Genomic DNA, 12254 nt, shown 5'->3' with positions numbered 1-12254 from the left:
GGTTCGATGTTCGTTAAGGCAGATTGTGACAAAAAGGTGGCGCCTCGTACAGGCAAATCCGCGTGTGAACGGGCGGTCTACCGCATTTTCTTTCCGACAATCCCTCACCACGCTTGCAATGCGAAAGATTTGTGACTATCTAACGCACATCACCTGTATCGATGGCTTCCTGCTGTGGCTCTGCTGCGCGTTCGATGCCGTCCAGGTCAGAAAGGGCGCTCCCCGCAAGGGTCGAGCGCCCTTTCTCATTTCCGGCAGAGATGGCGCCATGCCTGGGTGACAGCATGGATCGGTAGCGAAGTCGCACGGCGGCTTGTCGGTCGTGCAATTGCGCGAGAAAGCCGGCGCGAACCTCGCTCATGCTCAGGCTGCCGCTGACCCATCCTTCGATCAGGGCGAGAAAGCGCGGATCCGTGTCCAGCGACATGCCGTGTCTGTCGAGTCTTGCAATGACTCTTTCCACGATAATGCGGCGCGATTCCTCGCTCATATCCGGCCTTTGTGCCGATACGCCATACAGCCTCGGGTTTTCATGTCTCATACGCTCCAGCAATGCGCCGCGGACAGGCGAATCGTCTGCCACAAGGGCGCTCGTGATGCGCAGAAAATACGGCAACAGAAGGTCCTGTGGCGCAAGCGGTAGTCTCTTTGAGGGGCTGCTACCAGATCCCGCTGTCGCGCCAGTAGACGATTGCGATCATCAGCAACATCGCCAGGGCTGCGCGACGCGCCAGAAGCAAAAGGGCGTGGCGTGTCTGATCCTGACCCGCGTCGGTGGCTTCTGACTGATTTGGTGCAGGCTCGAAGGGCAGGGATGTCATGGTCACTCGATTGCGCTCAATCACTGCTGATGCAGCCAAACGCTGCCTGCAGACGATTGTTCCGTAAGGCTTCAAAAATCGCTGGGCGTAGGCCAAGGCCTTGTGTCGGCATGCTGTTTCCTTGCCTGCTGTCCACTGAGAGGATCCCTGTTTGAGTCACGCTGTTATAACACGGAGTCTGTGTCGCAATCATTCAAGAATTGTTGCGGTTTGATATTCCACATGTATTGCTGTCCCATTGTGAGACGATGGATCAGATGCGGAAAGCGCACGCGCTGCCGAGCGGAACAGTCATCCACGTCGTGCCTCTACCAGAGGTATCTGATCATCCTGCCAAGCGCTCGACGACGCGTAGGGATGGAAACGGTCGAGGGGAATCCGACAGAGCGCATGTAACCGTACCCACCAAGGGCAGCCCCCGTGCCTGCATGGGACTGCGTTTCATGTTAGAGGTTCTGAATGCTCGAAATCCCGGTTTCGCGGCAACGGTTTAGAAGCCGGCGGAAAATAGCCCCTTCAAATGGTCCTGAACATCTATTAGCTTTTGTGTCGTCATGTTCGTCAAGGCGACAGCGCTGTGAAAACTCGGAAGACAGGCCCGCGTACCGACGACAACGGCACAGTCTGTCATGCAAGTGATCAGTCACACGTGAATATCCATGCGGGCGCATTGAACCCGCATGCGTGATCATCCCCCCACCCATCACAATCAAACTTCAACCGGAGCGGGCTGCGGGTCGAAGGATCGTGCGCTCGCGGGACAGACATATGGATATTCTACATCAGTTCAGTCCGGCCGTCGTACAGGTCGCGGAGATTGCGGTCCTCGTCCTTCTGCTGTTGCTCATCCTGTGGCGCAGCGGATGTGTGCGTTACATCCCCAATGACAGATTGGGCGTGCTCGAAAAGCTGTGGAGCATGCGCGGTTCCGTCGAGAATGGTTTCATTGCGCTCAACGGAGAAGCGGGGTTCCAGCCGAAGGTGGTGCGCGGCGGCCTCCACTTTTTCATGCCGTTCCAATACGCGCTCCACCGCGCCAATCTGGTGACGATACCGCAGGGTCAGATCGGCTATGTCTTTGCCCGCGATGGTAAGCCGTTGCCCCCCACGCAGACGCTTGCCTCCAATGTGGAAGCCGACGATTTTCAGGATGTGCGCGATTTCCTCACCAAGGGCGGCCAGAAAGGACCGCAGCGCAAGATCCTGCGCGAAGGAACCTACGCCATCAATCTCGCGCAATTCATCGTGCTGACGGCGCAGTCAACCTATGCCATCAATCTCAATGCCGCCGAGGAGAAGCTGTTCTCCGACATGTCATTGCTGATTGCCGAACGCAGGGGCTTCGAACCTGTCATCATCGACAACGCCTCGGATATGATCGGCATCGTGACCGTGCATGACGGCCCGGCGCTTGCCGAAGGCGAGATCATTGCGCCCACGGTCGCGAACGATCCCGCCGACCCGCATTTTCATAACAATTTCCAGGATCCGGAACGGTTTCTGGCTGCTGGCGGCTATCGCGGCAGACAATTGCAGGTGCTGGCTGACGGCAGCTATTTCATCAACCGCATCTTTGCGACCGTCGAACTCGTCAACAAGACGGTCATCCAGGTCGGAACGGTCGGGGTGGTCGTCTCCTATACCGGCCGCCGTGGCACGGACCTTTCCGGCCAGAGTTACCGTCACGGGGAACTGGTCGACATTGGCGAACGCGGCGTCTGGTCAACACCCCTCTTGCCCGGGAAATATGCGTTCAACACCTATGCCGGCAATATCGTCATCGTGCCGACCACGAATTTCGTTCTGAAATGGACGAAGGAACAGTTTGGCGAACACCGGCTGGATGAGAATCTCTCCGAAGTCTCGCTGATCACCAGGGATGCCTTCGAGCCCGTCCTGCCGCTCTCTGTGGTCGTGCATATCGATTACATGAAGGCGCCCCTGGTCGTGCAACGTTTTGGCGATATCAAGCGGCTCGTCGAACAGACGCTCGACCCCATGGTGTCGGCCTATTTCAAGAATATTGCCCAGACCAAGACCCTGATTCAGCTCCTGCAGGAGCGTAGCGAGATCCAGAGCAAGTCCGGCGAAGAGATGCGGGAAAAATTCGCGGGCTATAATCTGGAGCTGCAGGAGGTTCTGATCGGCACGCCACGGGCCAATAACGGCCAGAACAGTATCGAGCAGATCCTGATGCAGTTGCGAGAGCGCCAGATTGCCGTCGAAAAGGTGGAAACCTACAAGCTGCAGGAGGCTGCTGCGATCCAGGAACGGACCTTGAGGGAAAAGGAAGCACTTGCGGAGCAGCAGGCAAAGATCACGACCTCGGCCCTGACGATCGAGATCAGCGAGAATGAAGGCAAGGCGCAGCTCGCGCGCACCCGTCAGCAGGCCGAGACGATACAGGTCACGGCGCGGGCCGAAGCCGAGAGGGTCCGTTTGTCCGGCCAGGGCGAGGCGGACCGGATCAAGACCGTTGCCCTTGCCGATGCCGAGCGTATCAAGGCGACCGGCTTTGCCGATGCTGAAAAGGTGCGGGCTGTCGGTCTGGCGGAAGCCGAAGCAACCGAAAAGAAGGTCGCCGCCTTCGGTGGCCCGGACTATCAGCTGCATTCGCAGGTTCTGATGCGCTTTGCCGAAGCGATCGAAAACGGAAGGCTGCCGCTCGTCCCGCAGTTCCAGGTCGGCAATGCTGGCGAAAAGGGAAGCGCCAACGGTCTGGTGGAGATGATGCTGTCCATGCTGATCGCGGATCGCGCAGGTCAGCAACACGCGTCACCGCAACAGGTGGCACCGACAGATCCGAAATGACGGCCTGATCGCGAGCGCCGTCCGCGGGGGGAGCAGCGGATCGTCGTTGCCGTCGGTGGACCAGGGGCCGCGTGCCATCGCGCTTTGGTTTCATGCGGCGGTGGGCGCTCCCGTTCAGCCGGTGACTTGTCTGAGGCGCAGGCAGGCTTCTGCTCAGAAGTTTCACCGCTGCGTTGCCGGCCTTCCGGCAGGGCAGCCGCTGCGCGGGTCAAAGGCGGCGTTGCTTCGCTCTCGACTGTATACCCACCCACGGGAAGACATTGACGATGCAAAAGGGGCGCCGCGTGGCGCCCCTTCAACGGATCGCTGTCCCGGACACGGATCAGTGCAGGATCTGGCTGAGGAACAGCTTGGTGCGTTCGTGCTGCGGATTGTCGAAGAACTCGGCCGGCGAGTTCTGCTCGACGATCTGACCCTGGTCCATGAAGATCACGCGGTTTGCCACCTGGCGGGCAAAGCCCATTTCGTGGGTCACGCAGAGCATGGTCATGCCCTCTTCGGCGAGGCTCACCATGGTGTCGAGCACTTCCTTGACCATTTCCGGGTCGAGAGCGGAGGTCGGCTCGTCGAACAGCATGATCTTCGGTTTCATGCAGAGCGAACGGGCAATCGCCACGCGCTGCTGCTGGCCGCCGGACAACTGCCCGGGGTACTTGTGCGCCTGTTCCGGGATCTTGACACGCTTCAGATAGTGCATCGCGATCTCTTCCGCTTCCTTCTTCGGCATCTTGCGCACCCAGATCGGTGCCAGCGTGCAGTTTTCGAGGATGGTCAGGTGCGGGAAGAGGTTGAAGTGCTGGAACACCATGCCGACTTCGCGGCGCACCTCATCGATCTTCTTGAGGTCGTTGGTCAGTTCGATGCCATCCACCACGATCTTGCCCGCCTGGTGCTCCTCCAGGCGGTTGATGCAGCGGATCATCGTCGATTTGCCGGAACCCGACGGACCGGCGATGACGATGCGCTCGCCGCGCATGACGGTGAGGTTGACGTCGCGCAGCACGTGGAAATCCCCGTACCACTTGTTCATTCCGGTGATCTGGATGGCCACATCGGTGCTCGATACCGTCATGGCCTGCGGCTTGGTGGTCGTTGCAGACATGAGTTTATCCTTATCCTTTTAGCGCTTGTGGCCGGTGTCGAGATGGCGCTCCATGAACAGGGAGTAGCGCGACATGGCAAAGCAGAAGATCCAGAAGACGAAGCCGGCGAACACGTAACCGGTGACCGGCGTGACCGGGGTCGACCAGTTGGCGTCCGACTGGTTCAGCGTGACGATGCCGAGCAGGTCGAACATCCCGATGATGTAGACCAGCGAGGTATCCTTGAAGAGGCCGATGAAGGTGTTGACGATGCCGGGGATGACCAGCTTGATCGCCTGCGGCAGGATCACCAGTCGCATCTTCTGCCAGTAGCTGAGACCGAGCGAATCGGCGCCTTCAAACTGGCCCTTCGGCATGGCCTGAAGGCCGCCGCGGATCACTTCCGCCATATAGGCGGAGGAGAAGAGCGACACGCCGATCAGCGCGCGCAGCAGCTTGTCGAAGGTCCAGCCGTCCGGCAGGAACAGCGGCAGCATGACGCTTGCCATGAACAGCACCGTGATCAGCGGAATGCCGCGGATGATCTCGATGAAGAGCACGCAGAGCATCTTGATGACCGGCATGTTCGACCGGCGACCGAGCGCGAGCAGGATGCCGAAGGGAAGCGAGACGGTGATCCCGAAGAAGGACAGGATCAGCGTGACCATCAGGCCGCCCCACAGCTGGGTTTCGACCGGCTGGAGGCCGAAACCGCCGCCGAGCAGGAAGAAGGCGACGACCGGCAGGACGATGAACAGCGCTAGGGCGTTCCAGCCCTTGAATGGCGCCTTCGGCATCAGCATCGGGATGAGCAGCACCACGAACATCGCCATGACCAGCATGGGACGCCAGTAGAGGCTGGACGGATAGCGACCGAAAATGAACTGCTGGAATTTGGCGGAGACGAAGGCCCAGCAGGCGCCCGACTGGCCATCCGGCAGGATGCCGCCCTGCGAGACGGTGGCGCAGGCCTTTCGGTCGGCGCCTGTCCAGCTCGCATTGATGAACAGCCACTGGATCAGGCCGGGCAGGATATAGGCCAGCAGCGCAAGGGCTGCGAGCGTCAGGATCGTATCTCCGGCCGAGGCAAACAGGTTGGTGCGCAGCCAGTGGATGACGCCCACCTGGCTGGACGGCGCCGGCTTGGCCGGTTCCATCTGGCGGCGAACATAGGAGAAGTCGGTCACAGCCATCTTATCTCTCCACCAGAGCCATCTTGGCGTTGAACCAGTTCATGAACAGCGCCGTGGTGACGGACAGCGACAGGTAGATCACGAGCCAGAGCGCGACGATCTCGACGGCCTGACCGGTCTGGTTCAGCATTGTGCCGCCGACCGCCACGACGTCGGCAAAGCCGACGGCGACGGCGAGCGAGGAGTTCTTCGTGAGGTTGAGGAACTGGCTGGTCAGCGGCGGGATGATGATGCGCATCGCCTGCGGGATGATGACGAGGCGGGTGGTCACGCCCGGGCGAAGGCCGAGCGCGCTTGCCGCTTCGGTCTGGCCCTTGGCAACCGCCATGATGCCGCCGCGCACGATTTCGGCGATGAATGAGGCGGTGTAGAAGGACAGCGCCAGGAACAGCGAGATGAATTCCGGACCGACCGTGCTGCCGCCCGTCAGGTTGAAGCGGCCGGCAATCGGATAGTCGAAGGTGACAGGCGAACCGAGCGCCAGGAAGGTGGCGGCAGGCAGGCCGATGATCAGGACGATCGCCGTCCAGCCGGAGCGGAACTGCTGGCCGGTGCGGGCCTGGCGCGCGCGCGCCCAGCGGAAGATCACGATCGAGGCGACAATGGCGACGACGAGCGCCACGCCCACCATCCATGCTCCGTTGCCCCAGATCGCCTTCGGGAAGAAAAGGCCGCGATTGTTGAGATAGGATGCGAGCGGAAGCGCGATCGAGTCGCGTGCCTGCGGCAGCACCGCGATCACGCCCTTGTACCAGAACAGGATGACCAGCAACGGCGGAATGTTGCGGAAGATTTCCACATAGACCTGCGCCAGACGGGCAATCAGCCAGTTCTTCGACAGGCGGGCGATGCCGACGACGAAGCCCAGGATGGAGGCCGTAATGATGCCGAAAAAGGCAACCTGCAGCGTGTTGAGCAGGCCGATCAGCAGGGCGCGGCCATAGGTGGAATCGCTGCTGTAGGGGAGGAGTGTCTGGGCGATGTCGAAGCCCGCACGGCCCTGGAGGAAGCCGAAGCCCGAGGCGATGTTCGCCTTTTCAAGGTTGTGAATCGTGTTCTGGGTGATCTCCCAGACAAACAGCGCGACCAGCGCGACCGTCAGAACCTGGTAGAAGATGCCACGAACCTTCGGGTCGTAGATAAGCGATGATGTTGAAGACTGCTGAGTATCCGGTTTTGCCAAACTTGGCGCGAAGCCTGCCATCGGCGCCTTTCCCTCTTTTTCATGCTCGTTAGAGCTCGTTATTGCCCGTATCGGGTTCTTTTATACGTCGAAAGGCGGAGTATACCCCGCCTTTCGTGGTTTCGGAGGTTCGAAAGGCGCTTAGCGGATCGGCGGAGCGTACTGCAGGCCGCCCTTGGTCCACAGAGCGTTCAGGCCACGCTCGATCTTGATCGGGGTTTCCGGGCCAAGGTTGCGTGCGAAGACTTCGCCGTAATTGCCGACGGTCTTGACGATGTTGTAGGCCCAGTCGTTGGTCAGGCCGAGATCGGTACCGATCTTGCTGCCTTCTTCGGCACCCAGCATGCGCTTGATGTCCGGGCCGCCCTTGGTCTTCATCTCGTCGACATTCTTCGAGGTGATGCCGAATTCCTCGGCACTGACCATGGCGTAGTGAACCCAGCTCACCACGTCGAACCACTGGTCGTCACCCTGGCGAACGGCCGGACCGAGCGGCTCCTTGGAGATGACTTCCGGCAGAACCACGTTTTCGTCGGGGTTCTTCATCTTCAGACGGATGGCATAGAGGCCGGACTGGTCGGTGGTGTAGACGTCGCAACGGCCGGCGTCATAGGCGCTGGTGGCGTCGGCTTCCTTCTCGAACACGACCGGGTTGTACTGAAGGTTGTTGGCCTTGAAGTAGTCGGCGAGGTTGAGTTCGGTGGTGGTGCCCTGCTGCACGCAGACAGCGGCGCCGGAGAGTTCCAGAGCCGACTTCACGTTGAGGCTCTTCTTCACCATGAAGCCCTGGCCGTCATAGTAGTTGACGGTGCGGAAGTTGAAGCCGAGCGAGGTGTCGCGGCTGATCGTCCAGGTGGTGTTGCGGGTCAGGACGTCCACTTCGCCGGACTGCAGGGCCGGGAAGCGGTCCTTGGAGGAGAGAGCCACGAACTTGGCCTTGGACGGATCGCCGAATACGGCAGCGGCAATGCCGCGGCAGTAATCGACGTCGATACCGGACCAGTCGCCCTTGTCGTTCGGGTTCGAGAAGCCGGGGATACCCTGGCTGACGCCGCAGGTGACAACGCCCTTTGCCTTGACGTCGGCAAGCGTGGCAGCGGATGCAGCCGAGGCAGCGCCAAGGACTGCCGCGCCAATCGCGGCTGACAGAATCGTCTTTTTCATTTTCCCAACCTTTGTCTGTTGTTCTTTATCGACCCAAGTCTCGCATCACCACGCCGTGAAGGCACCGGGGCAAGACCGCTCGCGTAAGGCCTCCCAAACGAGCTGGCCTTATCACAGTCGCAAATGTGGGCAGGGGTCAAGTCTTGCACTTTAAATTAGCGCCACAAATCCGACAAAATGCAGTGAGTTGGTAATATATTAGGCAGTTCATGCATTTTTGTGCAGTGGATGCCTATTGCGACGACAGGTTGCCGTGCTTTCCACGCATGGGTGTAGTGGCAACCATGCGGGCAGGTCTTGACCCGTGCCGGCCTTGGCCTCACAACTCCGGCTTCCTGCAACCTAAAAACTCTGGCATCCCATGAAAAGCAAAGATTCCCTGCTGGCGGGTGCGGGTGACAACACCCGTCTTGCCCATCTCGGTCACGATCCGATGAGCTATCACGGCTTCGTCAATCCACCCGTGGTGCACGCCTCGACCGTGCTGTTTCCCAATGTCGAGACGATGGAGAATCGTGGCCAGAAATATACCTATGGCACGCGCGGGACGCCCACCACGGATGCCCTGTGCGAGGCTTTCAATGCGCTGGAAGGGGCGGCGGGTACCGTTCTCGTGCCCTCGGGGCTTGCCGCAATCACGGTGCCTTTTCTCGCTTATCTCTCGGCCGGAGACCATGCGCTGATTGTCGATTCGGTCTACACGCCGTGCCGGCATTTCTGCGACACCATGCTGAAGCGGCTGGGTGTCGAGGTCGAGTATTACGATCCGGAAATCGGGGCAGGGATCGAGGCGCTGATCCGGCCGAACACGAGGCTCGTGCATACCGAGGCGCCGGCCTCCAACACCTTCGAGATGCAGGACATCCGGGCCATTGCCGAGGCTGCCCACCGGCATGACTGCGTGGTGACCATGGACAATACCTGGGCGACGCCGCTTTTCTTCCGTCCGCTGGACTTCGGCGTCGACGTGTCGATCCATGCCACGACCAAATATCCTTCCGGCCACTCCGATATCCTGATGGGCTCGGTTTCCGCCAACGAGAAGCACTGGCCGCGCCTGCACGAGACGCAGATCACCCTCGGTATCTGCGGCGCGCCCGATGACAGTTACCAGATCCTGCGCGGCTTACGCACCATGGGTGTGCGTCTGGCCCACCATCAGGCGAGCGCTCTTGAGATTGCCCGCTGGCTGGAAGGCCGGTCCGAGGTCGCGCGCGTGCTGCATCCGGCGCTGGAAGGCTTTCCCGGTCATGCGGTCTGGAAGCGGGACTTCAAGGGAGCCAGCGGCATCTTCTCCTTCATCCTCAAGGCAGGCGATGCGGCCGAGGGGCGCAAGAAGGCGCATGCCTTCCTCAATACGCTGTCGCTGTTCGGGCTCGGCTATTCCTGGGGCGGCTATGAGAGTCTGGCGCTCAAGGTCAATCTCTCAGACCGCACCATCCGCAAGGCGCCGCCGGAAGGCCCGGTCATTCGCCTGCAGATCGGTCTGGAAGATGTGGCCGATCTCATCAAGGATCTGGAGGCCGGTTTTGCCGCGGCAGCGAGCGCCTGATCAGGTGGTCGCGTCGTAGCCATAGAGCCAGTCGAGGTCCGCCGCGAGCGCTTGCGGCGGACGCAGCGCGAGAACCATGTCGCGGCCGATCCGCAAGGGGCCACGGACGTGATAGGCGAAACGATTGAAGGCGCCGCGTGCTCGCACGCGTGCCGCCCGCGCCTTGCGCACCTTCTCATAGTCTGCCAACGCCTGCGGCACGGTGGCGGCCGTGGACAGCCGCATGGCCAGTTCCCAGCCATCCTCGATCGCCATGGCCGCGCCCTGGGCGGCAAACGGCATCATGGCATGGGCGGCGTCGCCCACAAGGACCGTGTCCCTGCCATTCTGCCAGGCGCCGTCGCTCACCTGGTAGAGCGGCCAGAAGCGACCGGAATCCATGCATTTCAAAAGGGAAACGATCTGCGGATGCCAGCCGCCGAACTGCTCCAGCAGAAGACGCTTCTGCTCGATGCTGGCATTGGCCTCCCAGATTTCCCCGGGATTGAGGCCTGCGGCGATTGCCACGATGTTGAAGCCATCGATCTCGCGGAGCGGGTAGCAGACGAGATGGCAGGAGGGACCGAGATAGGCGGTCACCGTATCGGGCTGCAGGAAGGACGGTGCGTCCCTGCTGGCAAGCGTAAAACGCCAGGCGACATTGCGGGAGAAATCCGGCTCGGGCGCCGCGGCAATCTCGTCGCGGGTACTGGACCAGACGCCGTCTGCGCCAACAATCACGTCCGGGGCTTCGCCAATCAGGTCGGCGAGGACGTCGCGATTGTTGCGGTCGATGCGTCGTCCAAGATGCAGGACGGCGTTGCGGTCGGCCACGACAGCATCCATCAAAACGCGTTGCAGCGTGCTGCGATGGGCAACGCCATAGGGCGCGCGCCAGCGTTCGCGAGCGAAACGGCCGGCCGGCACATGGCCGAGGCGGCCGAGCGATTTGCCGGAGACAAGCGCAATCCGCTCCGGCTCCGTCCATTCTCGCTCCAGCGCGGACAGAACGCCGAGACGCGCCAGGATGCGGCTGGCATTGGGCGAAATCTGCAGGCCAGCGCCGACCTCCGCGAGGTAGGGAGCCTGTTCGATCACATGGCAGCGAATGCCACGGTTTGAAAGCGCCAGGGCGGTGGTCAGACCCGCCATGCCGGCGCCAATGATCGCGGCATTGCGTATGGACATGGGAATGCGCCCGATCAGGCGGCCTTGACGTGGAAGGTGCAGCCCGGCGGATTGGTTTCGCCGGACTTCAGGGCCGGGTTGTAGCGATAGAGCGTCGAGCAGTAGGAGCAGATCTTCTCGTTGTCGTCGCCCATGTCGATGTAGATGTGCGGATGGTCGAACGGCACGTTGGCCCCCGTGCACATGAACTCCTTGACGCCGACCTCGATGAGGCGGTGCCCGGCGTCGTTCTGGAAATGGGGAATACCGTGATGACCGGCCATGTTTGCACTCCATGCTGTTCATTCGTGCCTGCCCTGACGATCGGCCAGACGTTGACGCGAACCTTACAGATTGCCCGCGCGAAAGTGTAGGGGTAAACGGGGCACCGCATGGGGATTTTCGTCGCAGGGCGGTTCAAGCGGCCGCACTCTTCGCCTATGGTCCCGCCTTGACAAGGAAGCCTGCCATGAACCTGAACCCGCCCGCTTTTTCTACCTTTACCCATCAGGGCCTGACGCTTGCCTATTTCGATGAGGGCGAACCGGCTGGCGAGCCGGTGGTGCTCGTTCATGGCTTTGCCTCCACCGCCAATGTGAACTGGGTCTATCCGGGCTGGCTGAAAACGCTGTCGGATGCCGGCTACCGGGTCATCGCGCTCGACAACCGCGGCCACGGCGCCAGCGACAAGCCGAAGGATGCAGAAGCCTATCGTCCGGCCGTAATGGCCGAGGATGTGGTGGCGCTGCTCGATCATCTGGGGCTGCCGGATGCGCATCTGATGGGCTATTCCATGGGCGCACGCATCTCCACCTTCGCGACGCTGGCCCATCCAGACCGGGTGCGCTCGCTGGTGCTCGGCGGCCTCGGGATCGGACTGACCGATGGCGTTGGCGACTGGGACCCGATCGCCGACGCGCTGCTGGCGCCGTCGCTCGATGTGGTGACCCATGAGCGCGGGCGCATGTTCCGTGCCTTTGCCGACCAGACGAAAAGCGACCGCGCGGCGCTTGCCGCCTGCATTCGCGGCTCGCGCGACCTCGTGGCCCGCGAGGCGATGGGGCGTATCGAGGTTCCGACCCTGATCGGCGTTGGCACCAAGGACGACATCGCCGGCTCGCCGCAGGAACTGGCGGCGCTGATGCCGCATGCGCGTGCGCTGGACATTCCAAACCGTGACCACATGCTGGCCGTCGGCGACCGGGTGTTCAAGGCCGCCGTTCTGGACTTCTACCGCGAGATCGCGTGAACCCGGTTCCGCCGGCGCCATTCGCCGGCATTGGTGTTTTGCGCAAGATTGTT

The 12254-nt window shown here is 61.3% G+C and carries 11 protein-coding genes; 3 read left to right on the top strand and 8 right to left on the bottom strand.

Annotated features, from left to right (window positions below; translation table 11 throughout):
• Positions 1-139 precede the first annotated feature (139 nt).
• A complete protein-coding gene (locus tag F3H95_RS16950; RefSeq protein WP_149746847.1) occupies positions 140-616 on the bottom strand; it encodes a hypothetical protein in 477 nt (158 codons plus the stop codon).
• A gap of 43 nt (positions 617-659) precedes the next feature.
• Positions 660-917, bottom strand: a complete 258-nt coding sequence (locus tag F3H95_RS16945) for a hypothetical protein (RefSeq protein WP_149746846.1) — start codon at positions 915-917, stop codon at positions 660-662.
• 672 nt (positions 918-1589) lie between these two features.
• On the opposite strand from F3H95_RS16945, the gene F3H95_RS16940 reads away from it, so the two are divergent.
• On the top strand, positions 1590-3632 hold the full coding sequence (locus F3H95_RS16940) for a flotillin family protein (protein ID WP_149746845.1): 2043 nt from the start codon (positions 1590-1592) through the stop codon (positions 3630-3632).
• Positions 3633-3954: 322 nt separating this feature from the next.
• On the opposite strand, the gene F3H95_RS16935 is transcribed toward F3H95_RS16940, so the two are convergent.
• The 4 genes from F3H95_RS16935 to F3H95_RS16920 all read right to left on the bottom strand — a co-directional run bounded on the left by F3H95_RS16935 (position 3955) and on the right by F3H95_RS16920 (position 8254).
• Positions 3955-4734: an amino acid ABC transporter ATP-binding protein gene (locus F3H95_RS16935; RefSeq protein WP_142881036.1), complete on the bottom strand. Its 780-nt coding sequence runs from the start codon at positions 4732-4734 to the stop codon at positions 3955-3957.
• Positions 4735-4752: 18 nt separating this feature from the next.
• Positions 4753-5907 (bottom strand): amino acid ABC transporter permease, encoded by a 1155-nt coding sequence (locus tag F3H95_RS16930; RefSeq protein ID WP_142881035.1) that lies wholly within the window; start codon positions 5905-5907, stop codon positions 4753-4755.
• Position 5908: 1 nt separating this feature from the next.
• A complete protein-coding gene (locus tag F3H95_RS16925) occupies positions 5909-7111 on the bottom strand; it encodes an amino acid ABC transporter permease (RefSeq protein WP_142881034.1) in 1203 nt (400 codons plus the stop codon).
• Positions 7112-7231: 120 nt separating this feature from the next.
• Positions 7232-8254: an amino acid ABC transporter substrate-binding protein gene (locus F3H95_RS16920; RefSeq protein WP_142881033.1), complete on the bottom strand. Its 1023-nt coding sequence runs from the start codon at positions 8252-8254 to the stop codon at positions 7232-7234.
• A 361-nt stretch (positions 8255-8615) separates the two neighbouring features.
• Here F3H95_RS16920 and F3H95_RS16915 point away from each other — a divergent pair, with 361 nt between their 5' ends.
• Positions 8616-9806 carry a cystathionine beta-lyase gene (locus tag F3H95_RS16915; RefSeq protein ID WP_149746844.1) on the top strand — a complete coding sequence of 397 codons (1191 nt, stop codon included), beginning with the start codon at positions 8616-8618 and terminating at the stop codon, positions 9804-9806.
• On the opposite strand, the gene F3H95_RS16910 is transcribed toward F3H95_RS16915, so the two are convergent.
• Entirely contained in the window at positions 9807-10973 is a 1167-nt protein-coding gene (locus F3H95_RS16910; RefSeq protein WP_142881031.1) for an FAD-dependent monooxygenase, read from the bottom strand.
• 14 nt (positions 10974-10987) lie between these two features.
• Positions 10988-11236, bottom strand: a complete 249-nt coding sequence (locus tag F3H95_RS16905) for a zinc-finger domain-containing protein (RefSeq protein ID WP_142881030.1) — start codon at positions 11234-11236, stop codon at positions 10988-10990.
• Positions 11237-11421: 185 nt separating this feature from the next.
• Here F3H95_RS16905 and F3H95_RS16900 point away from each other — a divergent pair, with 185 nt between their 5' ends.
• Positions 11422-12201 (top strand): alpha/beta hydrolase, encoded by a 780-nt coding sequence (locus tag F3H95_RS16900; RefSeq protein WP_149746843.1) that lies wholly within the window; start codon positions 11422-11424, stop codon positions 12199-12201.
• Positions 12202-12254 lie beyond the last annotated feature (53 nt).

The sequence above is a fragment of the Rhizobium sp. RU35A genome, assembly GCF_900156005.1.
Classification (GTDB): domain Bacteria; phylum Pseudomonadota; class Alphaproteobacteria; order Rhizobiales; family Rhizobiaceae; genus Neorhizobium; species Neorhizobium straminoryzae.
Note: the sequence above shows the minus strand (reverse complement) of the source record. Positions and strands in the feature narration are given on the sequence as shown.